Here is a 20,647-nt window from a genome sequence, read left to right as displayed (position 1 = left end):
CACCCCGATCGGGTGGGTCACGAACCACCACCGCCCTGATGCAGCGTCAGCCCACTAGACTCGAAACAGGCACGCTGACCAGGACAAATGGAGAAACGCAACTGGAGTACTAGGTGCCCGGACGGGGAGCTCGCAGGTGTTGACGCTGTGCCAGCTCTTCCTCGTCGACCAGGGTGAGCATGGGCTGACCCGGCGCACACATCATGGTGACGAGGAAGCGGCTCCAGGAGTCCGTCCGGTTGTTGCCGTCCTGGTAGTGGATGACATCGCCGCCCGGCTCCCAGAACGTCTCCCCGGCCTTGACCACACGCTCGGGCTCGCCTTCCAGCTCGAAGAGCATCTCCCCCTCCAGCATGTAGCCGAAGGCGGGTCCCGAGTGCCGGTGCGGAGGGGTACCGGGGTCGCCGGGAGGGAACTCGATGAGGACCGTCATCGCCTCTGCCCCACCCGGAATGGACGGCGGTTTCACCGACTGCAGCAAAGTTAGCGCCGTCTTCCATGCTTCTGAGCGCGGTTGGCTCTCAGCGCTGTCTGCTGCCGGCTCATTGTTCGACATTGTGAGGCCTCCGGTGATGGGCTGGGTGGTTCAGGAGAGCCAGTCGCTTTCAAGGGGGGACCGGCGGCGACTTCGGCGACGGTGTCGGAGATGTCCTGGGCGGCGATCGGCTGGAGCGGGGTGGTGGGCAGGCGGACGGTGTCGCCCTCGGTGGTCCAGGACATGCCGGCGTCGATGAACTCCATGAACTGGGTGGCGTGGACGATCGAGTAGGGGACCGGCCCGGCCTTGAGGATGTCTTCCTGCAGGACCTTGGCCCGGTAGTAGACGAGGTCGGGCACCTGGTCCGCGCCGACGATCGAGAGAATGACGGCGTGCCCCACCCCGCCTTTGTGGCTGGCGACCAGGAGGTTGTCCATCGAGGTCTGGAAGAACGCCGGGGACGCGTCGTCGAAGGTCGGGGAATTCGTCAGGTTGACGACCACGTCGGCGCCGGCCACCGCCTCCGCCAGGCCCTGGCCCGTGATCACGTCGACACCTGTGGCACGGCCTCGTGCCCGGCCGCGTTCAGCTTCTTCACGACCTGCGACCCGATCAGGCCGGTACCGCCGATGACTGCGATACTCATGGGGCACCTTTCGTCGCGAACCGATAGGTCATACGTCCAGATTGCGACTGTGCAGTGCGCGGCGCACGCGGACCGTGCGCTCCTGGGCATCTTGCTGGCGCTGCGTGCTGACGGCAATGCTGACAATGGGTGCATATAGGCGAAGATCGAGCGGGGAACAGCGGGGAACCACGGTCACAGCAATGGTCCCCGCCGGGCCCGCGCACCGGCCAAGCGCCCTTGTCAGCCGCAGAACAAGCCCTGGATCACCGCAGCTTCCCAAGCTGAGAGCGCAGCGCCGCCCGGCTCGGGCCCCACAACGGCCGCGCGCCGATGCGACCCGAACGCGCCCTTTCGACCCTGAACGTCCCTGCTCAATCTCGAACACATGGGGGCGACTGGGGCCAACGACGGGTTCGTATGTCAACGCTGCGGTGACGACGGGCCGACGGTAAGCGAGCGCGGCCGCATCAGTCTCATGGCCCTGCTTTGCGAACGCTGTTGGAAGGCGCACGCCGATGAGATAGCCATCCACGAGGGCGCCACAGACACGCCCAGGCCCGAACCCGATCCGGATGACGTGGCTCCGTACGAGCCACCTCGCTGCCCTCACTGCAAGGCTGAGGTCAGCCCCTGCCTGACCAACTATGACCGGTGGATTCATCTCGCCACCAGGGACTACCCGGCAAAGGACGTACCTGCTCGCTACCGCTGGCGTCTTATGGCCGTCGTGGCTCGCCACTCCAGCGTCCCTACTGGTTTTGTGGCCGTGCGGGTCCGCGGTATCGAACCACTTCCCAGCGACCTGGTACGCCCCGCCCATCGGGCCGTGTGCCTCAGCCCGGACGCCATGGACGAAGTCGAGCAGGAGCCAGTCTCTGACCTGTAGTGCGCCACACACGTGCCACATGCCCGCCAGGACTCGGCCGCTTCTGCACCGCCTGCGCCAGTTGATCGGCGACCGTCCCCCAAGTCCAGGGCGGCTGCTTCGGCCCGGTCGTGGTAGAAGGCCTTCCACGCCAGGTAGGCGAGGGGCAGGCCCATTAGCCACGTAGCTGCGGTCTCGGCCATCCCAGAGGCAAAATACCGGACCAGTGCCAATGCCCCGGCCGTCCCCAGCACCATCAACAGCAGAAACCAGACGGCGAGTCATCCTGCCGTGTCTCGGAGAGCTCCGTCAGGGGCTCTGTCGTGTCGTACAGCAGAGCTGACGGTGCGTCGCCTCCGAGACATGGAATGGCCACGCGTACGGTGCCCCTGCCTGATGCGATCCGCAGGCGGGTGCGTACGCCTGCAGCGCCCCTTGGCCGCCATGACGCCGGCCGAAGGGCGCTGCTCCTCGTACGGCTGACGAGTCACAGGAGCCGTCCGTCAGCCTTACAGCGTGCTCAGGCGTCGGACTTCCCGCCGCACTTTCCGTTGTCGCACGTAGCCGCGGCCTGCAGCACGTCGACCGACAGGACCAGGTGATCCAGGGCTTCCCGCGTCGCCGGCACGTCCACCGGGGTGGCGTTGAGGAGGGCGACCACGGCGGCCAGCAGGTCCCTCAGCAGGTCGACTTCCGCCGCGCACAGGCACTTGCTGTCCTCCAGCTGCGTCAGCGTCTGGTCGGCCTGCGTGAGAGCGGTGCGTGCGGCGTCGAGGTCCGGCTCCGTGCTGTCGAGCGCATCGACCGCCGACTGCAGCCGGGTGTCCAGCTGGGTGAGAAACGGCACGCAGTTCCTCTTTTTGTCGTCGCCGCCCTCCGTGACAACCGCGCTGGACGGGGTGGTCTTCGTGTCGGCCGAGACTGTGGGGGCCATGAACACGGTGGCGGCGGCAACCGCCGCGGTGACGGCCATGATGGAGCCGCGGATCTTGACAGATATCATCTCGTGCTTCTCCTCAATGCACTCGGATGCGAGATGAGACGAGCCGCCCCGGGTGGGGCACGCTCGAGATCCAAAGAACCCACCCTGACTCCGTGTGCAACCGTGACTACAGTCCGTATCGCCCGGCCATCGAGGCCCCACACCGCGAGAGCCGCAGGTCAACAGCCCAGAAAACCCCTTTGGACCTCATGGCCTCCAGGTCGTACAGATCAGTGACGCACCGACCGCTGGGGACCGACGGCTGAGCGCTCAGACGTACGTCGCGGTGCGGTCCGGTCGGATCCGGCGAAACGGCACGGCTCTGATCACTCACAGCGTCGGGCGGCGCTTGAGCAGCCCGTCCATGTGACCGATGGCCTCGCGCCGTCGTGCACCACCTGCGTATCGACGTCCATGCTTCGAGCGCACCTCCGACGAGTCGACCGCGGTTACCTTGGGTCAGGCATCCAGCCAAGCCCGTCGATCGCGGGCAACGCTGTACACCCGCTCCACTTGTTGGGCATCCAGTACGCCCGACAGCGGCCCCAGAGCCGCCACCTGCCGCTCCTGGTAGACACGGACCTCAAGCTGTGTGGCGACCACATCCAGCTTGGTGACGCCGACGAAGACGAGCATGGACTGGACCGGCACCTCGAAGCCGCAGTGGGCCTCCAGCATCGTGCGCACGCGCTCGGCTTCGGCCCGGCTCTTGAGAGCATGCGGTTGCGGCGTGCCGTGGTTGATCCTCACCATGTCGTCCCCGACCCACACCGTCTTGTCACGGTGATGCTTGGTGTTGATGCTGAACACTCCGCCGGGTCCGATCAACAGGTGATCAATGTCCACGTCGCGAGGCAGCGGAACCGAGTGCAGGACGTGCCACCCCTGCCGGGACAACCGGTTCAGCTCGGCTCCCACACGTCGCTCGCCGGCCAGCCCCGTACGCCACGAATCCCATTCGGTTCGACGACGAAGCATCCGGGCGAGAACCCGCTCCAGCGGACCGGGGCCCGACTGGTCGAGCAGAGCACGCAGCGCGGCGCCGGGCCGGTTGGAAGACAGATCATTCTCCGGCGTCAACGGGGGTAAGCACGGCCGACTGGGAGCCGTGGACTCGTCTTGCGCCATCGCGGGTTCACGCCTTGCGAGCGCGTCCATCACGGCATCGCCATAGCTGGGATGCACGAGTGTGATCTCCCCGGTCCTGCGATCGGCCCAGGCGACCGCGCTGCCGTCCGGCAAGTTCACGTAGAGACGGTCGTGCCCGAAGCGCTTCCACGAAGTGACCTGTAGCTCGTCCACCGAACCCCCTGCGGTCGTAGCGGCGTAGTCGCCATGGCAGCAGCGCAGCGGGGGGCACACAAGTGCGCATATAGCGCGGCCATGTGCGCCGTGGACGTCGGGGCATCCAGGTTAGGAGGACACTGATCGTATGGCCCTACCCAAAACGCACCATTGCTCGGCCTGCTCGGACAGTGCCGCGCCGGACACAGTCCACGAGGACCTCGTCGTCGGAGCACCGCTGTCCATGGAGGATCTCACTGACGCGCAGCGTCTCGACCGGTTCGCCCGCAAGTATGCCCACGACGGCTGCCAGGTCAGAGAAGTCCGGCGGGTCCCGCACGACTGCTTGAGCGGCTACGCCTGGTCCGTCCGTTTCACGGAGAATCCGTGACAAGTTGATCAACGTTTGTCGGTTCGAATCCGACAGGTGGCTCGGCTCACGGAAGGTCCCGGTGCGAACCTCGCTCCGGGGCTTTCGCTCATACGTTTACATTCATATGTGCGCGGGGGCACACCTGGTGCGGGAGCGGCCCACCGCTCAAGCGAGCTGGTGGCCCGCAGTCGGTGGTGCACGGGCCCCGGGCGCGGATCGCCGGGGGCCTTGTGCCGCACGTTCCGGGAACGCCGCTCGGGCAGCTCCCTAGTGTCGGCCCGCGATCCTGTCCGCCACCCGGGCGATGCGATCGGTCTCCGCCGTGCGCGCCCCCGACTCGCGGCGGTCCGCCGTGCGGTAGGCCGCGTACATGCCATGCACGCCAAGCCAGCGCAGCGGCTCCGGTTCCCATTTGCGGACCTTGTGGTTCACCCAGGGCAGCGAGGTGAGTTCGGTGCCGCCCGCCTGGCCCGAGTCCTGCTGGATCAGGTCGCGCAGGGTGCGGGCCGCGAGGTTGGCGGTGGCCACGCCGGAGCCGACGTAGCCGCCCGCCCAGCCCAGGCCCGTGGAGCGGTCAAGGGTGACGGTGGCGCACCAGTCGCGGGGGACGCCGAGGACGCCCGACCAGGCGTGGTCGATGCGGACGCCCGCGGTGGTCGGGAAGAAGCGGACCAGGATCTCGCGGAGGGCCTCGATGGTGGCGGGCTGGGTGCGGCCGTCGTTGTCGGTCTTCGAGCCGAAGCGGTACGGGACGCCCCGGCCGCCCAGGGCGATGCGGTCGTCCGCGGTGCGCTGCGCGTACATGTATGCGTGGGCCATGTCGCCGAGGGCTTCGCGGCCGTCCCAGCCGATGGTGTCCCAGACGGACCGCGGGAGGGGTTCCGTCGCGATCATGGAGGAGTTCATGGGGAGCCAGTCGCGCCTTTGGCCCTTGAGGTTCGCGGTGAAGCCCTCGGTGCAGCGCAGGATGTACGGGGCGCGGACCGTGCCGTACGGCGTGATGGCGTGCTTGGGCCTGATCTCCGTGACGGGCGTCGACTCGTGGATGGTGACGCCCAGTGCTTCGACGGCCGCCGCGAGGCCCTTGACGAGCTTCACGGGGTGCAGTCGGGCGCCGTACGGGGTCCAGGTGGAGGCGACGGCTCCGGTGACGCGCACGCGTTCGGCGGTCTCGCGGGCGCCGAGCAGTACGCGGTCCTTCTCGCCGAAGGCGATCTCGACGGCGTGGAAGGCTTTGAGGCGGGTCAGCTGAGCGGGGGTGCAGGCGACTTCGAGTACACCGCCCTGGTGGATGTCGGCGTCGATGCCCTCTTCCGCGGCGACGCGTACCACCTCGTCGACGGTGTCGTTCATGGCCTGCTGAAGGCGCACGGCGGCGTCGTGGCCGTGGAGCCTGGCGTAGCGGTCGCGGCCGGCGATGCCGTTGTAGAGCCAGCCGCCGTTGCGGCCGGAGGCGCCGTAGCCGCAGAACCTGCCCTCAAGGACCGTGATGTTCAAGAAGGGCACGGCCTTCTTGAGGTAGTAGGCCGTCCACAGACCGGTGTATCCGCCGCCGACGATGCAGACGTCCGCGGTGGCGTCGCCGGGGAGGGGCTCCCGGGGGACGGGGGTGCCCTCCTGCGCGTACCAGAACGATATGCCGCCGTTGACGGTGTTCCTGCTCATGGGCGGGAGGGTACCGGCAGTGCCGCGAGCCGACGACCGACGGCCCCGGCAGTCGGCATCGAGAACACCGGGACCGGCCGAGCCGCGCGTCCGGGCCTGGACGCGCGGGCGCGTACTGCAGAACGCCCTGTGGAGCGCGTAGGACGGCCAGACCCGTCTCCAGGAGCGACAGGTGTCCATCGGCCGGACACTGCTCGCACGGCACGCGGGGCGGCAGGCAGGCTGACCGCATGAACCGCATGATTCGTCGCGCCACCTCCGCCGATGTCCCCGAGATCCACCGCATGATCCGCGAACTCGCCGAGTACGAGAAGGCCCTGGAAGAAGCCAGGGCCAGCGAGGAGCAGCTGCGCGAGGCGCTGTTCGGCGAGCGGCCCGCCGCCTTCGCGCATATCGCGGAGACGGCGGACGGGGAGATCGCGGGCTTCTCGCTCTGGTTCCTCAACTTCTCGACGTGGCGCGGGGTGCACGGCATCTATCTGGAGGATCTGTACGTACGGCCGGGGCTGCGCGGCGGCGGATACGGCAAGGCGCTGCTGGCCGAGCTGGCGCGGATCTGTGTGGAGCGCGGTTACGAGCGCCTGGAGTGGTCCGTACTGAACTGGAACACCCCGTCGATCGACTTCTACCGCGCACTCGGTGCGGAGCCGCAGGACGAGTGGACCGTGTACCGGCTGACCGACGGGGCGCTGAAGTCGCTGGGCTCGCGCTAGGGCACGAGGACGACCTTGCCCATCGTGCCGCGGGTCTCCAGCGCGCGGTGGGCCGCGGCCGCCTCCGCGAGCGGGAAGCGCTGTACGGCGGGGCGCAGCCGGCCCGACGCGGCCTCGGCGAGGGACCGCTCTTCCAGGGCGCGTATGTCGCCGCCGGCCTTCCGGATCATCACGGGGCCGAGCACGCCCTGTGAGGTGATGCCGCGCTCCGCCAGCTCCTCGTCCGTGAAGGTCAGCGGCGCACCGTCGTGCAGGCCCTCGCCGGACCAGCCGAAGACGATGTGCTCGCCGCCCTTGCCGAGGAGGTCGACGGCGGCGCGGGCGGTCGCCCCGCCCACCGAGTCGAACACGACGGTCGCGCGCCGCTCGCCGAGGTAGTCCCGGACATGGTCGGCCCAGTGGGCCTCGTTGTAGTCGACGGCCAGGTCGGCGCCGTTCTCGAAGACCCGGGAGACCTTGGCGGGGCCGCCCGCGAGGCCGATGGCAAGGGCGCCGGCGTTCTTCGCGTACTGCACGAGGAGCGTGCCGATGCCGCCGGCCGCGGCCGGGACGATCACGATGTCGTCGGGGCCGAGGTCGGTGAACTGCAGGATGCCCATCGTCGTACGCCCCGTCCCGATCATCGCGACGGCCTCGGCCGCGTCGAGGTTGTCCGGGATCTCGTGCAGCCTGGCGGCGTCGGCGACGGCGAGCTCCGCGTAGCCTCCGGGAGCCATGCCGAGGTGGACGACGACCCGCTTGCCGAGCCGGCCCGGGTCGGTGCCGTCACCGAGCGACTCGACCACGCCCGCGACCTCGCGGCCGGGGATGGTGGGCAGCGCGACGGGGGCGGGGTAGGGGCCGGTCATGCCCTCGCGCAGGGCGGTGTCGAGGAGATGGACGCCGGCCGCGGCGACGGCGATCCGCACCTGGCCGGGGCCGGGGACGGGGTCTTCGGTCCGCTCGTACTGAAGGTTCTCTGCGGGGCCGAAGGCATGGAGGCGGATGGCGTGCATGGCGGGCTCCTCTGAGCTGACTCGTGAGCAGACACGATGGCTACGGGGAACACCCTTCAACCTCAAGTCCGCTTGAGGTCAAGGGTCTTTGTCGTCCGCCAGGGCTGCACGGGCTACGAGGGCCACAGGAGCAACAAGGCCTACAGGCGCGGGAAACGGGCCTGGAGGTCCCAGACGACGGGGTTGTCGGCGAGCCCCTCGTGCATGTCGGACAGATCCGCGATCAGATCGTGCAGGAAGTCGCGGGCCTCGCGGCGCAGCTCGGCGTGGCTGAAGGTGAGGGGCGGCTCGTCGCCCGGCATCCAGTCGGCCTCCACATCGACCCAGCCGAAGCGCCGCTCGAAGAGCATCCGGTCGGCGGACTCGGTGAAGTCCAGCTCGGCGTGCTGGGGTTTCGAGGCGCGGCTGCCGAGCGGGTCGCGGTCGAGCCGCTCGACGATGTCGCACAACGCCCAGGCGAAGTCGAGCACCGGCACCCATCCCCAGGCTGTGGAGACCTCGCGGTCCTCCTTGGTGTCGGCGAGATAGACGTCCCCGCAGAACAGGTCGTGCCGCAGGGCCTGGACGTCCGCGCGGCGGTAGTCGGTCTGCGGGGGGTCGGGGAAGCGACGTGAGAGGGAGTAGCCGATGTCGAGCACGGGGTGATGGTGTCATGGGGGCGGCCCCACCCCGGCCCCGCCCGCCCCACCGGGCTACGCCAGCAACCGCTGGTCCCGTACTCCGCGGAGGCGGCCGGGTGCTGACCCGCGCCTCCGATACCCGCCCCCATAGGATCAACTGTGTGGATCAGCGAACGCACTTACGCAATCTGACGCTGCGCAATCTGACGCCCGCCGTCGCCCTGCTCCTCCTCGCGGGATGCACCGACAGCGGCGCGGCCGTGCACGGCAAGCCGGGCGCACCAGGCGTACGCGACCCGCTCTTCCGCGGTCTCGGCAACGGCGGCTACGACGTCCAGCGCTACGCCCTGACCCTCGACTACGAGCCGGAGACCGGCCGCCTCAAAGGCACCGCCGAGATCACCGCCCGCGCCACCCAGGACCTGAGCTCCTTCAATCTCGACCTCCACAAGCTGACCGTCGACAGCGCAACCGTCGACGGCAAGAAGGCCGCCGCCAACCAGGCGGGCGACGAGCTGACGCTGCGCCCGCACCGCGACATCGACAAGGGCAAGACCTTCCGTGCCGTCGTCCGCTACTCCGGTGAGCCGCAGAAGGTCATCAACAAGGGCAGCGACGGGAAGGCCGGCGACGAGGAAGGGTGGCTGGAGACCGCGGATGGCACGCTCGCCGTCGGGCAGCCCACCGGGTCGATGGCCTGGTTCCCGAGCAACAACCACCCGAGCGACAAGGCCTCGTACGACATCAAGGTCACCGTCCCAAAGCGGCTGAAGGCCATCTCCAACGGGGAGTTGATGAGCCAGCGCACGACCGGCGGCCGAACCACCTTCGCCTGGAAGTCGAAGGACCCGATGGCCAGCTACCTCGTCACGCTCGCCATCGGCGAGTACGACGTGAAGGAGTCCCGCACCTCCTCGGGACTGCGCGTCCTCACCGCCGTCGACCCGGCCGTGGCCGGCGAGAGCGCGGAGCTGCTCGCCCGCATCCCCGAGATCACGGAGTGGGCGACGGGCAACTTCGGCCGGTACCCCTTCTCCTCCATCGGCGCGATCGTCGTCCCGACGGACGAGGTGGACTACGCCCTGGAGACCCAGACCAGGCCCGTCTTCCCGGTGGAACAATTCGACGTCGAGACGCTCGTCCATGAGATCGCGCACCAGTGGTACGGCAACTCCGTGACGCCGGAGTCCTGGAAGGACATGTGGCTCAACGAGGGTCTCGCCACGTACGCGGAGTGGATCTGGGCGGAGGACTTCGAGGACACCCCGGCCCAGGAGAGCTTCGAGGAGGCCTTCGCCGACGAGGAGAACTGGGCTTTCCCGCCTGCCGATCCGCCGTCCGCGGCCGAGGTGTCCGATCGCCCGGTGTACGGGCGGGGCGCGATGGTCATCCACAAGATCCGCCAGGCCGTCGGCGACGACACGTTTTACGACATCGTGGAGGGCTGGGCGAAGGCGAACCGGCACGGCAACGCCTCGACCGCCGACTTCACCGCGTACGTGGAGAAGATGTCCGGCAAGGACCTGGGCAAGGAGGTATGGGACACCTGGCTGTACGGCCCGGACAAGCCGGCGCAGCCGTAGCGGAGAGCGCGTGGGGATGGCCGGGAACGCGGGAAGGGCCGGGAGCTCAGGGAACGCCGGAAGGGCCGGGGAGCTCAGGGAACGCGGGGAGGGCCGGGAGCGCGGGGAGCCCCCGGCCGCGCGGCCGGGGGCTCCCTGAACACTGCGGCGAACGTCAGAGGTTGACGCCGAAGTCGCGGGCGATGCCCTCGAGACCCGAGGCGTAACCCTGGCCGACCGCGCGGAACTTCCACTCGGCGCCGTTGCGGTAGAGCTCGCCGAAGACCATCGCGGTCTCGGTCGCAGCGTCCTCGCTCAGGTCGTAGCGCGCGAGCTCGGCGCCGCCGGCCTGGTTGACGATGCGGATGTAGGCGTTGCGCACCTGGCCGAAGTTCTGGCTGCGGTTGACGGCGTCGTAGATCGAGACCGGGAAGACGATCTTGTCGACGTCGGCCGGCAGACCCGCCAGGTTGACGTTGATCTGCTCGTCGTCGCCGCCGCCCTCGCCGGTGCGGTTGTCACCGGTGTGGACGATGGTCTGGTCGGGCGTCGCCTTGTTGTTGAAGAAGACGAAGTGGGCGTCGGAGGCGACCTTGCCACCGGGGTTGACACCGATCGCGGAGGCGTCGAGGTCGAAGTCGGTGCCGGTGGTGGTGCGGACGTCCCAGCCAAGGCCGACCGTGACGGCGGTCAGGCCCGGTGCTTCCTTGGTGAGCGAGACGTTGCCGCCCTTGGACAGGCTTACTGCCATTGGGAAGTCCCCTTCGTGGTGGAGAGTGTGCGGGCTTCGAGTGCTCCCGAAGCTACCGTCACCCGTCATAACGCGGGCAGGGGACCGTCAGGTTCCACCCGCCCTTCCTTACTTTCCGTGCCCGTCCTTGCCGACTCGTGGAAAAGCGGGTGACGCGAACGGCGCGGGCACGCGACCATGGGGGCATGTCCGGTCCCTACATCATCCGCGGTTCGGTCTCCCTGCCGGAGGCCGAGCTCATGTGGCGTTTCTCGCGGTCGTCGGGGCCGGGTGGCCAGCACGTCAACACCAGCGACTCGCAGGTGGAGCTCCGCTTCGACCTCGCGAAGACCGAGGCGCTGCCGCAGGTCTGGAAGGACCGCGCGCTGGAGCGGCTCGCGGGCCGGCTGGTCGGCGGTGTGATCGCCGTACGCGCGTCGGAGCACCGCTCGCAGTGGCGCAACCGCGAGACGGCGGCGGTCCGCCTGGCGACGCTGCTCGCAGAGGCGACGGCGCCGCCACCGCGGCCCCGACGGGCGACCAAGATCCCGCGCGGCATCAATGAGCGCCGCCTGCGCGAGAAGAAGCAACGCGCGGAAACGAAACGGGGCCGCACGGGCCGCGCCTGGGACTAGCTTCTCGCCCCAGAACCCATCTGCGCACGGGCCGCGCCTGGGACCAGCTTCCCGCCCAGAACCTACCTACGCACGGACCTTTGCCTGCCTGCCTCAGCCCAACTGGCGGTACCGGCCACGGAAATACAGCAGCGGGCCCCCTTCCCCGCTCGGCAGCCCCACCGTCAGCACCCGGCCGATCACCAGCGTGTGGTCGCCCGCCTCGATCCGTTGCTCCGTACGGCATTCCAGCGTCGACAGCGCGCCCTGGACCAGCAGCGCCCCGCTCACCTCGCCCCGTGTGTACGGGATGTCCTCGAACAGCAGCCGGTCGCTGACCCGCCCCTTCATCGCGAACCGCCCGGCGATGTGCCGCTGGCTCTCCGAGAGCACCGACACCCCCCACGGCGGCTGCTCAGCGAGCAGGTCGTCCATGCGCGAGCCGTTGCGCAGGCTCACCAGCACCAGCGGAGGGTCCAGCGACACCGACATGAACGCGGTCGCGGTCATACCGACGTCCTCGCCGCGCGGGCCGTCGTCGGGGTCGTGCGCGGTCACCAGCACCACACCCGCGGCCAGCCGGGACATGGCGGCGCGGAACTCCTCGTTGCTCACCCCCTCAGCATGGGGGATGGCATCAGTGGCTGAAGTGGGGGTCGTCTGCAACACACGAGAACGCTAACCTCGGCCGCCCGGCCCCGCATCGGGCCAAGGGACCAGCCAAGTCCTAGGACCGGCGCACGACTGGCGCACGACTGGGCGCGGAACCGGCGTACTCGGATTTGCGTTCAAGAAAGCCATCGAGCGCTTTCACCCCCCGCTCGCAACCATTCATCATCTGGTGTGACTTGAGTCACAGAGTGCAGTAATTGTTGACCCTGTGTACCGAGTGGACAGCTCGCTGTGATTCAGTGGCCGTGATACCGCATCAAGAATGCCGATGAGAACCCTGGAGTTTGCTGTCGAGGTCTCGGGGAGAGCGAGCGATGGAGACCGAGTCGGAGCCCTACGTCCGTCTTGCGACCCTGCGGCAGCTGCACCAGGTCGTCGCGGACCTCAACACGGCCCGGAGCCTGGCCGACACACTGCAGACCGTCGCCGACGGCATCGTCGCCGGACTCAACTACGAACTGGCCTGCGTCAATCTCGTACGCCCCGACGGTGACCTCGTCGTCGCCGCGTTCGCCGGCAGCGCCGCCGCGGAAGCCCTGATCACCGGACGGGTCGGCTCGCGCCCCTCCTGGGAGCGGCGGCTGTCCATGGGCGAGGCCTGGGGTGAGCTCCGCTTCATACCGCACACCGAGGGCTGGGTGCTCATCGAGGACGACGTCCCGCAGTGGCACACCGAAGGCCCCGATCCCCGCTTCGAGGACGAGTGGCACCCGCAGGACCGGCTCTACGCCCCCATGTACGCATCGGGCGGCGGCCGTGAGCTCCTCGGCGTCATCTCCGTCGACCGGCCGCGCAATGGACGCCGCCCCGGACCCTGGGGCCAGGAAGCCCTCCAGATGTACGCGTCCCAGGCGGCGATTGCGATCAGCAACGCCCGGTTGCGAGCAAACATGCAGCGCGCCCTGGTCAGACTCGAGCGCGAGCAGCAGGCCCTGCGCGCCAGCGAGGAGTCCTTCCGCCAGGCCTTCGAGTACGCGCCGAGCGGCATGGCCATCGCCGAGATGGGCGGCGACCAGCACGGTCGGCTGCTGCGCACCAATGACGCCCTGTGCAGGCTGCTCGGCCGCCCGGCGTCCGCGATGCGCCGGTACTCCTTCGCCGATCTCGTCCACCCAGAGGACGTCGGAACCCTGCTGCGTACGTCCGCGGAGGGCGGCCGCGCCGAGCTGCGTCTCGGCCGCAGGGACGGGACGTACGTCTGGGTCTCGCTGCGTAACTCCGTCGTCGCCGACACCGCGGACGGGCCCCGTTTTCTGCTGACCCATGTCGAGGACATCGAGGAGCGCAAGCGCCACGAGCTGCAGCTCGCCCACCGCGCCTCGCACGACTCGCTCACCGGCCTGCCCAACAGCGCCGAGCTGCGCGCCCGGCTCAGCTCCCGGCTGTGCGAGCGGCCGTACTCGGCGCGGGAGACTGCCATCGAGGCGCTCGACGCCGCTTACGAGTCCGACACGGAGCACATCTTCGGCGGTGACGGCTTCGCCTTCGAGACGACGGGCGTGCCGTACGACCACCATGTGCACGCGGTCGCGCCCGACAGCGAGATCGACGACGGGACGAAGGGGCTCGCGGTCCTCTTCTGCGACCTGGACGGCTTCAAGTCCATCAATGACCGGTTCGGGCACCAGACGGGGGACGCGGTGCTGGTCGAGGTCGCGCGCCGGCTCACCACCCTCGTACGCGACAACGACACCGTCGCCCGGCTCGGCGGTGACGAGTTCGTCGTCCTCGCCGACGGCCTGGGCGCGGCGGACGCCGCCGACCTGGCCGTTCGTCTGCGCAACGCGATCATCCTGCCGATCCGGGTCGGCGGCAGAGGGGTCCGCGTCGGGGCGAGCTTCGGGATCGGCTGGGCGAGCTGCGGGATGTCCGTGGAAGAGGTCTTGCAATCGGCCGACCAGCGGATGTACATCGAGAAGCGGTCCCGGTCGAAGGTGCACCGGCGGGCCGGCTGAGGGCAATGACACCCTGTGGGTTACTCCGAACCGGGTAGGCTCGCCCGCGTCGGCGATGTGCTGACGACATGGTAAGGAGTGACTAGGGATGACGGCCGGTAACAACGGCGCGAGCAAGCCCGAGGACGACGATCCGTTCGGCTACCTGTACGAGGACGGACGGGCAGCGGGCGCTACACCGCCCAGCCAGGGCCGCGGTTACGGCTACCCGGGTCCCGCCGCGCAGCCCGGGGTCCCCAGAACCTCGTACAACCAGGTGCGGACGGTCGGCGAGCGCCAGTACGGCCAGGTGCCGCAGCAGGCGCAGGCACCGCAGGGCCAGCCGACCGCGCAGTACGCCGCGCCCGAGACCTACCCCGGCGGCGCCCCGACCCGCCAGAGCGCGCCCCAGCAGCACAGCAACGGCCACGGCGGCCACGGTGGCGGCCGCAGCGGCGGACCCAACACCAAGGGCTTGCTGATCGGCGCGATCGCGGTGGTCGCGGTCGTGGTGATCGGCATCGGTGCGGCGCTGATGACGGGCGGCGGCGAGGACGGCAAGGCGGGCAACCGGTCGGGCGGTAACGGCGGCGCGACGGCGGGCGAGTCCGTGAAGCCGAGCGGGGAGCCGTCCGCGCCGGAGAACCCGCAGGAGCCGCTGCCGAAGCAGGACGCGGCGACCTTGCAGCTCGGAGCGCCTGCCGCGCTCGGGAAGGACATCCAGGGCGCGGAGGGTTCGGGCGGTGCCTTTGTGACCGGCTTCAACGCCGTGGGGGCCTCGGTCACCTGGAAGGCGAAGGTCACGGAGCCCGGCGCGTACAAGCTCTATGTGCGCTACGCCATCCCGGCCCAGGACGCCAACGCCACGCTGACCGTCAACGGCAAGGCGAACAGCAACCCGCTCGGGCTGAAGAACTTCATCAAGTCCACGGACCCTGCCTGGGACAAGAACTGGCAGACCACCTGGGCGCCGGTCACCCTGAAGAAGGGCGAGAACGAGCTCAAGATTTCGTGCGAGCAGGGCAACCAGTGCAACGCCATTCTCGACTGGCTCGAGGTCAGGAACGGCTGATCACGCTCGGATCGTCCGCAGGAAACCCGCCACCGTCCCGGCCATCGCTTCGCGAGCCGGGACGAGGTATTTCCGGGGGTCCACCGTCGACGGGTCGGCGTCCAGGAACGCCCGGACCGCGCCCGTGAACGCCGTGTTGAGCGCCGTGCCGACGTTGATCTTGACCATGCCGGCGGCGACCGCACGGCGGATCTCCTCGTCCGGGACGCCGGAGGAACCGTGCAGGACCAGCGGGACCGGGACCGCGTCCCGCAGGTCGGTGATCAGGGTGTGGTCCAGGGACGCCGTGCGCCGCGTCATCGCGTGGGACGAGCCGACCGCTACGGCCAGCGCGTCCACGCCCGTGTCGGCGACGTAGGCCGCGGCCTCGGAAGGGACGGTGCGCACCCCCGGCGCGTGGGCGTCGAGCGGGGGCTCGCCCTCTTTGCCGCCGACCTTGCCGAGTTCCGCCTCGATCCAGATGCCGCGCTCGTGGCCCCAGCGAACCGCGTCCGCCGTGGCCTTGACGTTCTCGTCGTACGGCAGCTTCGAGGCGTCGAACATCACCGAGCTGAAGCCCTCGTCGGCCGCCGCGCGCAGCAGGTCCGCGGAGACGACGTGGTCGAGGTGGAGGGCGAGTGGGGCGGTGGACGCGCGGGCGACGGAGGCTGCGGCGGCGGCTATCGCGGAGAGCCTTCCGCCGTGGAACTTCACCGCGTTCTCGGATATCTGCAGGATCGCGGGCGCACCGGCCTCCTCGGCGCCTGCGGCGATCGCCTCCGCGTGCTCCAGGGTGATGACGTTGAAGGCGGCGATGCCGTGGCTCCCGGCCGCGGCGGCCGAGACGAGTTCACCGGTGCTGACGAGTGGCATGGTGCATCCCAATTCCCGGGCGGATGGGCCCGATTGTGCGCCCGCCGCGGGCTTTCACGCCGCGGCCGCGCGCTCGGTCACCGCTATGCGCGGCAGCAGGTCCTCGTACGCCACGGCGTCGAACTCGCCCGCCGCCGGGGCCAGTACGGTCGCCGCCGACAGGGCGACGGCACGGGCCAGCCGGTCCGGCCACGGCAGCCGGTCCACGAGCCCGGAGAGCAGCCCGGCGACCGCAGAGTCGCCCGCGCCCGTCGGGTTGCCCTTCACCGGAGTGGGCGGGGCCGCCTGCCAAACGCCTTCGGGGGTGACCGCGAGCACGCCGTCCGGGCCGAGCGAGGCGACCACCGTGTGCGCGCCGCGGCGGCGGGCGTCGCGGGCGGCGCGCAGCGGCTCGCGGGAGCCGGTGAGCTGGGCGAGCTCGTCGGCGTTCGGCTTGGCCAGGTCGGGGCGGGCGGCGATGCCGCGGCGCAGCGGTTCGCCGCTGGTGTCGAGGAGCACGGGAACGTCCGCGGCGCGGGCCAGGCGGACCAGTTGGGCGTACGCGCCCACATGGATGCCGGGCGGCAGGCTGCCGCACAGGGCGACGGCGTGGGCCTCTCGCAGGAGCGAGTCGTACGAGGAGAGGAACGCGGCCCATTCGGCGGGGCTGACCGTGGGGCCCGCCTCGTTCAGCTGGGTGGTGTCGCCGCTCGCGGCGTCCACGACGGCGAGCGTGCGGCGGGTGGTCCCGGCGATCGGGACGAGCGCGTCGTGCGGCGCGAGCGGGGCCAGCAGATCGCGCAGGACGGCTCCGACGGGGCCGCCCGCGAAGCCGGTGACGACGCTCTCGTGGCCCAACGCGGCCAGTACACGGGCGACGTTGAGGCCCTTGCCGCCGGGGCGTTCGCGGACCTCGCCGACACGGTGGCTGGCGTGCGGGGTCAGTGTGGGGACCGAGTACGTGATGTCCAGGGCGGTGTTGAGCGTGACCGTCAGGATCACCGTGTCACCCCCCACAGAACGCGCTTGCCTGTTCGTACGGGCCCTGATCATGCCAAACGGAAGGCGGTTGGCCCAGACCCCCTGGCCAACCGCCTTGCCATAACTTACGTAGAAATCACCCTACTTGGGGCTCAACCACCCATGCGCCCTTGCGCATCACGCCCTTGAGCGTGAACTCCGCGTCGAGCACCACCAGGTCGGCGTCCTTGCCCGGCTCCAGCGAGCCGACCTTGTCGTACACGCCGAGCAGCTTCGCCGGGTTGGCCGAGATGGCCTGGACGACCTCCTCCACCGGCAGTCTGTCGATGGTTGCCGCGCGCCTGAACGCGGTGTCCAGGGTGAGCGTCGAGCCGGCGATCGAGCCGCCGTCGACCAGCCTGGCGACCCCGTCCCTGACGTCGACCGCGAGCGGACCGAGCTGGTAGCGGCCGTCGCCGAAGCCCGCCGCGTCCATGGCGTCCGTGATGAAGGCGACGCGGCCCGCGCCCGCGCGGTGGAAGGCGAGCTCCAGGGCGGCGGGGTGCAGATGGGTGCCGTCGTTGATCAGCTCGACCGTGACCCGCTCGTCCTCCAGGAGCGCGGCGATCGGCCCCGGCGCGCGGTGGCCGAGGCCGGGCATCGCGTTGAACAGGTGGGTCGCCACGGTCGCGCCCGCCTCGATCGCCTCGACGGTCTGCTCGTACGTCGCGTCCGTGTGGCCGATCGCGGCGATCACGCCGTGCTCGGCGAGCAGCCGTACGGAGTCGATGCCACCGGGCAGCTCGGTGGCGAGCGTCATCATCCGCGCGGTGCCGCGTGCCGCGTCGATCAGCTTGCGCACCTCCGCCGGGTCGGGGTCGCGCAGCAGCTCCTCGCTGTGGGCGCCCTTGCGGCACGGCGAGATGAAGGGCCCCTCGAAATGGATGCCTGCGAGGTCGCCCTGCTGGACGAGCTCGGAGAGGAAGCCGGCGCGGTGGGCGAGGAAATCCGTCTCGCCGGTCACGGTGGACGCGACGAGTGTGGTCGTGCCGTGCTCGCGGTGGGTCCGCACGCCCTTCAGCACGTCCTCGGCGGTGCCGGAGGTGAACGAGGCGCCGCCGCCGCCGTGGTTGTGGATGTCCACGAAGCCGGGGACCACCCAGTGGCCGGTCAGGTCGCGGACGGGCGCGTCCGGGGGTGCGGCGCCGACGATCTTGGCGCCCTCGACGATGAGCCGTCCGTTCTCGACGGTTCCGGTCGGCAGGACCACCCGGGCGCCGGCCAGAACGGTGCTTTCTGCGTGTGCGGCCCGTGCGGCGCTTGCGGCTCGTGCGGCGCGTGTGGCCATTAGGCGGTTACCTCCGAGTCGGTGGTGAGCAGGTCCCAGGCGAGCAGCCCCGCGCCCAGGCATCCGGCGGTGTCTCCCAGGGCTGCGGGGACGATTTCGGGCAGCTTCTGGAACGTCACTCGCTCCTCGACGGCGGCCCTCAGTGGTGTGAACAAGGTTTCCCCCGCCTCGGCGAGACCGCCACCGATGATCAGTGTGCGGGGATCCAGCAGGGTGAGCGCGGTGACGAGGCCGGCGGCGAGGGCGTCGACGGCGTCGTGCCAGACGCGTACGGCCCGTTGGTCGCCGGACTCGACGGCCTTCGCGCAGTCGGCGGCGTCCGCGTCCGGGTCGCCGCTCGCCTCTGCCCAGGCGCGGGTCACCGCGGCGGCGGAGGCCAGCGTTTCGAGGCAGCCGCGCTGGCCGCAGCCGCAGTCGGGGCCGTCGGGGCGGACGACGATGTGCCCGATCTCGCCGGCGTATCCGTGGGCGCCGGCCTCGATCCGCCCGGCGATGCCGATGGCGCCGGCGATTCCGGTGCCGAGCGGCACGAACAGGAACCGGTCGGCGCCCTTGCCGGCCCCGATCCGTCCCTCGGCGAGCCCGCCGGTCCTGACGTCGTGCCCGAGCGCGACGGGGACGCCGCCGATGCGGTCGGCGACGAGGGCGCGCAGGGGTACGTCGCGCCAGCCGAGGTTGGCGGCGTAGACGGCGATGCCGCGGCCGGCGTCGACGATCCCGGGGACGGCGACGCCGGCGGCGAGCGCGCTCTGTCCGAGGTGCTCCTGGCCGTACGCGCGTAGCTCACCGGCGAAGCGGAGGATGGACTCGACGACGGCGTCCGCCCCGCGCTCGCGCCCGGTGGGGCGACGGGCCTCGTACAGGAGGGTGCCGTCCGCCCCGACCAGGGCGGCTTTCATGCCGGTGCCGCCCACATCGAGGGCGATGACGTGTCTCACGTGGACAGTCTGAAGGGTGGACGGGGGACAGGTCTAGTCCACTGCGCCGGATTGTTGCGCGCCCATACAAACGGCGGAGCGCTTCCCGTAAGCCGGGGCTCCGCCCCGGACCCCGCGCCTCAATCGCCGGCGAGGCTGCAAATGCAGCCCGTCCAGCCCCGCGCAGCGGCACCGCACCCGCGCCCGCACCCCGCGGATCCGTCAGGAAAGGATCACGCTTCGCGTCAGGTTCCTCGGCCGGTCCGGGTCGAAGCCCCGCGACTCCGCCAGCGTCACCGCAAGCCGCTGTGCGCGGATCAGGTCCGCCAGGGGGTCCGCCTCCTGGCGGGCCACCAGCGTGCCGCCGACCCGCGCGACGTCCAGGGACAGGCCTTCCGGGAGCCCGCCGAAGACCCATGTCACCCGGCCCGGGCCGGTGATCGAGATCGGGCCGTGGCGGTACTCCATCGCCGGGTACGACTCCGTCCACGCGCCCGCCGCCTCGCGCATCTTCAGGCCTGCCTCCAGCGCAAGCCCGTACGTCCAGCCGCGCCCCAGGAACGTCCACTGCTCCGCCCCCACCACCGCGTCGTCCAGTGGCTCCGTGAGCGCGAGCTCCGCGTCGACCGCCGCCTCGGCGACCGACTTCACCCCGGGGACGTCACCCAGGCCGGCCCGCAGGAAGGCCAGCGCGGTCGTGGCGAAACGGGTCTGGACCACTGATTCCTCGTCCGCCCAGTCCAGCACCGCGACCGCGTCCGCCGCGTCCATCACCGGCGTATTCGGGTCCGCGGTCAGAGCGAGCGTCGGCACCTTGCCGCGGAGTCCGGTCAGCAGGTCCAGGACCTCCGTCGTCGTCCCCGAGCGGGTGATCGCGACGACGCGGTCGTACCTGCGCCCCGACGGGAACTCCGACGAGGCGAAGGCGTCCGTCTCGCCCAGCCCCGCCGCCTCCCGCAGCGCCGCGTACGCGATCGCCATGAACCAGGACGTACCGCACCCGGTGACGGCGACCCGCTCACCCGGCTCCGGCAGCCCCTCGAAGGCAGCGGCGGCTTCGGCCGCTCGGCGCCAGCAGGCGGGCTGGGTGGCTATCTCTGCTGCTGTACGGGACATGCGGCAAGGCTCCTAGCGGCGTACGCGTAACTGGGGACCGGCACCGACCACTTCGTGCCGTCACGTGCTTAGCAGGCTGTGGCGCACCCGGGCAATGCCCGCCGGCCCAGGGGCAGGCGTTGTGGAAGTGATATGCAGTGGAGTAGACCTCATACCTCCGCATGGTGGAAAATCGCAGCTCTTCTCAGAGGACCTCACGGGGGACCGGCTGGGACGACACGGGCACACGACAACAGAGGGTGGGGAAGAGCTGTGCGGAGTCGCTTCTTGGGTCTGACCGCGGCGATC

At 70.2% G+C, this 20,647-nt stretch carries 20 protein-coding genes and 1 pseudogene; 7 read left to right on the top strand and 14 right to left on the bottom strand.

Features of this window, described 5'->3' with window-relative positions; genetic code table 11:
* Positions 1-109: 109 nt before the first annotated feature.
* Together ACFYWY_RS17985 and ACFYWY_RS17980 are read right to left on the bottom strand one after the other, a co-directional pair.
* The gene (locus tag ACFYWY_RS17985; RefSeq protein ID WP_389186918.1) at positions 110-556 is read right to left on the bottom strand and encodes a cupin domain-containing protein; all 447 of its coding nucleotides are present in this window, start codon (positions 554-556) and stop codon (positions 110-112) included.
* Between the two features lie 29 nt (positions 557-585).
* Positions 586-1,124: pseudogene (locus ACFYWY_RS17980) on the bottom strand (SDR family oxidoreductase); the annotation flags it as partial.
* A gap of 367 nt (positions 1,125-1,491) precedes the next feature.
* Here ACFYWY_RS17980 and ACFYWY_RS17975 point away from each other — a divergent pair.
* Positions 1,492-1,992, top strand: coding sequence for a DUF6083 domain-containing protein (locus ACFYWY_RS17975; RefSeq protein ID WP_389186915.1), 501 nt, complete (start codon positions 1,492-1,494; stop codon positions 1,990-1,992).
* Between the two features lie 499 nt (positions 1,993-2,491).
* On the opposite strand, the gene ACFYWY_RS17970 is transcribed toward ACFYWY_RS17975, so the two are convergent.
* Together ACFYWY_RS17970 and ACFYWY_RS17965 are read right to left on the bottom strand one after the other, a co-directional pair.
* On the bottom strand, positions 2,492-2,974 hold the full coding sequence (locus ACFYWY_RS17970) for a hypothetical protein (RefSeq protein ID WP_389186913.1): 483 nt from the start codon (positions 2,972-2,974) through the stop codon (positions 2,492-2,494).
* A gap of 438 nt (positions 2,975-3,412) precedes the next feature.
* Entirely contained in the window at positions 3,413-4,255 is an 843-nt protein-coding gene (locus tag ACFYWY_RS17965) for a nuclease-related domain-containing protein (RefSeq protein ID WP_389186910.1), read from the bottom strand.
* Between the two features lie 130 nt (positions 4,256-4,385).
* Between ACFYWY_RS17965 and ACFYWY_RS17960 the strand changes: the two genes are divergently transcribed.
* The gene (locus ACFYWY_RS17960; protein ID WP_389186907.1) at positions 4,386-4,628 is read left to right on the top strand and encodes a hypothetical protein; all 243 of its coding nucleotides are present in this window, start codon (positions 4,386-4,388) and stop codon (positions 4,626-4,628) included.
* Between the two features lie 249 nt (positions 4,629-4,877).
* Here ACFYWY_RS17960 and ACFYWY_RS17955 read toward each other — a convergent pair whose 3' ends face one another.
* Positions 4,878-6,275, bottom strand: coding sequence for an NAD(P)/FAD-dependent oxidoreductase (locus ACFYWY_RS17955; RefSeq protein WP_389186904.1), 1,398 nt, complete (start codon positions 6,273-6,275; stop codon positions 4,878-4,880).
* Between the two features lie 239 nt (positions 6,276-6,514).
* Here ACFYWY_RS17955 and ACFYWY_RS17950 point away from each other — a divergent pair, with 239 nt between their 5' ends.
* The gene (locus ACFYWY_RS17950) at positions 6,515-6,988 is read left to right on the top strand and encodes a GNAT family N-acetyltransferase (RefSeq protein ID WP_389186967.1); all 474 of its coding nucleotides are present in this window, start codon (positions 6,515-6,517) and stop codon (positions 6,986-6,988) included.
* On the opposite strand, the gene ACFYWY_RS17945 is transcribed toward ACFYWY_RS17950, so the two are convergent.
* Together ACFYWY_RS17945 and ACFYWY_RS17940 are read right to left on the bottom strand one after the other, a co-directional pair.
* Entirely contained in the window at positions 6,985-7,983 is a 999-nt protein-coding gene (locus ACFYWY_RS17945; RefSeq protein WP_389186901.1) for a zinc-binding dehydrogenase, read from the bottom strand. The two genes, ACFYWY_RS17950 and ACFYWY_RS17945, sit on opposite strands and share 4 nt — an antisense overlap.
* A gap of 140 nt (positions 7,984-8,123) precedes the next feature.
* Positions 8,124-8,621, bottom strand: a complete 498-nt coding sequence (locus ACFYWY_RS17940) for a hypothetical protein (RefSeq protein WP_389186898.1) — start codon at positions 8,619-8,621, stop codon at positions 8,124-8,126.
* Positions 8,622-8,764: 143 nt separating this feature from the next.
* Here ACFYWY_RS17940 and ACFYWY_RS17935 point away from each other — a divergent pair, with 143 nt between their 5' ends.
* Positions 8,765-10,186 (top strand): M1 family metallopeptidase, encoded by a 1,422-nt coding sequence (locus ACFYWY_RS17935; protein ID WP_389186895.1) that lies wholly within the window; start codon positions 8,765-8,767, stop codon positions 10,184-10,186.
* A 154-nt stretch (positions 10,187-10,340) separates the two neighbouring features.
* On the opposite strand, the gene ACFYWY_RS17930 is transcribed toward ACFYWY_RS17935, so the two are convergent.
* Positions 10,341-10,916 (bottom strand): TerD family protein, encoded by a 576-nt coding sequence (locus ACFYWY_RS17930; RefSeq protein WP_215094963.1) that lies wholly within the window; start codon positions 10,914-10,916, stop codon positions 10,341-10,343.
* A gap of 185 nt (positions 10,917-11,101) precedes the next feature.
* On the opposite strand from ACFYWY_RS17930, the gene arfB reads away from it, so the two are divergent.
* A complete protein-coding gene (gene arfB, locus ACFYWY_RS17925) occupies positions 11,102-11,530 on the top strand; it encodes an alternative ribosome rescue aminoacyl-tRNA hydrolase ArfB (RefSeq protein WP_307662655.1) in 429 nt (142 codons plus the stop codon).
* Positions 11,531-11,623: 93 nt separating this feature from the next.
* Here arfB and ACFYWY_RS17920 read toward each other — a convergent pair whose 3' ends face one another.
* On the bottom strand, positions 11,624-12,178 hold the full coding sequence (locus ACFYWY_RS17920) for a flavin reductase family protein (RefSeq protein ID WP_389186891.1): 555 nt from the start codon (positions 12,176-12,178) through the stop codon (positions 11,624-11,626).
* 317 nt (positions 12,179-12,495) lie between these two features.
* Between ACFYWY_RS17920 and cdgB the strand changes: the two genes are divergently transcribed.
* Both cdgB and ACFYWY_RS17910 read left to right on the top strand, forming a co-directional pair.
* Positions 12,496-14,136 carry a diguanylate cyclase CdgB gene (gene cdgB / locus ACFYWY_RS17915; RefSeq protein ID WP_389186889.1) on the top strand — a complete coding sequence of 547 codons (1,641 nt, stop codon included), beginning with the start codon at positions 12,496-12,498 and terminating at the stop codon, positions 14,134-14,136.
* An 88-nt stretch (positions 14,137-14,224) separates the two neighbouring features.
* Complete coding sequence (locus tag ACFYWY_RS17910) at positions 14,225-15,187, top strand: CBM35 domain-containing protein (RefSeq protein WP_389186886.1); 963 nt, start codon at positions 14,225-14,227, stop codon at positions 15,185-15,187.
* Here ACFYWY_RS17910 and ACFYWY_RS17905 read toward each other — a convergent pair whose 3' ends face one another.
* The 5 genes from ACFYWY_RS17905 to ACFYWY_RS17885 all read right to left on the bottom strand — a co-directional run bounded on the left by ACFYWY_RS17905 (position 15,188) and on the right by ACFYWY_RS17885 (position 20,359).
* Positions 15,188-16,039: a ketose-bisphosphate aldolase gene (locus ACFYWY_RS17905; protein WP_389186883.1), complete on the bottom strand. Its 852-nt coding sequence runs from the start codon at positions 16,037-16,039 to the stop codon at positions 15,188-15,190.
* Between the two features lie 54 nt (positions 16,040-16,093).
* Entirely contained in the window at positions 16,094-17,020 is a 927-nt protein-coding gene (locus tag ACFYWY_RS17900; protein ID WP_389186880.1) for a 1-phosphofructokinase family hexose kinase, read from the bottom strand.
* 115 nt (positions 17,021-17,135) lie between these two features.
* The gene (gene nagA / locus ACFYWY_RS17895; RefSeq protein ID WP_389186877.1) at positions 17,136-18,326 is read right to left on the bottom strand and encodes an N-acetylglucosamine-6-phosphate deacetylase; all 1,191 of its coding nucleotides are present in this window, start codon (positions 18,324-18,326) and stop codon (positions 17,136-17,138) included.
* Positions 18,326-19,264: an ROK family protein gene (locus ACFYWY_RS17890; protein ID WP_389186874.1), complete on the bottom strand. Its 939-nt coding sequence runs from the start codon at positions 19,262-19,264 to the stop codon at positions 18,326-18,328. The genes nagA and ACFYWY_RS17890 overlap by 1 nt, the downstream gene beginning before the upstream one ends.
* A gap of 201 nt (positions 19,265-19,465) precedes the next feature.
* Positions 19,466-20,359, bottom strand: a complete 894-nt coding sequence (locus ACFYWY_RS17885; protein ID WP_389186871.1) for an SIS domain-containing protein — start codon at positions 20,357-20,359, stop codon at positions 19,466-19,468.
* Positions 20,360-20,647: the final 288 nt, after the last annotated feature.

This window comes from Streptomyces sp. NPDC002870 (genome assembly GCF_042888505.1).
Lineage (GTDB): Bacteria > Actinomycetota > Actinomycetes > Streptomycetales > Streptomycetaceae > Streptomyces.
This window is presented reverse-complemented; position numbering and strand designations above follow the sequence as displayed.

Excerpts from the sequence above, each read along its gene's own strand:
- ACFYWY_RS17910 (WP_389186886.1), top strand. The coding sequence starts at position 14,225 with ATGACGGCCGGTAACAACGGCGCGAGCAAGCCCGAGGACGACGATCCG.
- ACFYWY_RS17950 (WP_389186967.1), top strand. The coding sequence starts at position 6,515 with ATGATTCGTCGCGCCACCTCCGCCGATGTCCCCGAGATCCACCGCATG.
- cdgB (WP_389186889.1), top strand. The coding sequence starts at position 12,496 with ATGGAGACCGAGTCGGAGCCCTACGTCCGTCTTGCGACCCTGCGGCAG.
- arfB (WP_307662655.1), top strand. The coding sequence starts at position 11,102 with ATGTCCGGTCCCTACATCATCCGCGGTTCGGTCTCCCTGCCGGAGGCC.
- ACFYWY_RS17970 (WP_389186913.1), bottom strand. The coding sequence starts at position 2,974 with ATGATATCTGTCAAGATCCGCGGCTCCATCATGGCCGTCACCGCGGCG.
- ACFYWY_RS17985 (WP_389186918.1), bottom strand. The coding sequence starts at position 556 with ATGTCGAACAATGAGCCGGCAGCAGACAGCGCTGAGAGCCAACCGCGC.
- ACFYWY_RS17930 (WP_215094963.1), bottom strand. The coding sequence starts at position 10,916 with ATGGCAGTAAGCCTGTCCAAGGGCGGCAACGTCTCGCTCACCAAGGAA.
- ACFYWY_RS17905 (WP_389186883.1), bottom strand. The coding sequence starts at position 16,039 with ATGCCACTCGTCAGCACCGGTGAACTCGTCTCGGCCGCCGCGGCCGGG.
- ACFYWY_RS17975 (WP_389186915.1), top strand. The coding sequence starts at position 1,492 with ATGGGGGCGACTGGGGCCAACGACGGGTTCGTATGTCAACGCTGCGGT.
- ACFYWY_RS17960 (WP_389186907.1), top strand. The coding sequence starts at position 4,386 with ATGGCCCTACCCAAAACGCACCATTGCTCGGCCTGCTCGGACAGTGCC.
- ACFYWY_RS17955 (WP_389186904.1), bottom strand. The coding sequence starts at position 6,275 with ATGAGCAGGAACACCGTCAACGGCGGCATATCGTTCTGGTACGCGCAG.
- ACFYWY_RS17945 (WP_389186901.1), bottom strand. The coding sequence starts at position 7,983 with ATGCACGCCATCCGCCTCCATGCCTTCGGCCCCGCAGAGAACCTTCAG.
- nagA (WP_389186877.1), bottom strand. The coding sequence starts at position 18,326 with ATGGCCACACGCGCCGCACGAGCCGCAAGCGCCGCACGGGCCGCACAC.
- ACFYWY_RS17885 (WP_389186871.1), bottom strand. The coding sequence starts at position 20,359 with ATGTCCCGTACAGCAGCAGAGATAGCCACCCAGCCCGCCTGCTGGCGC.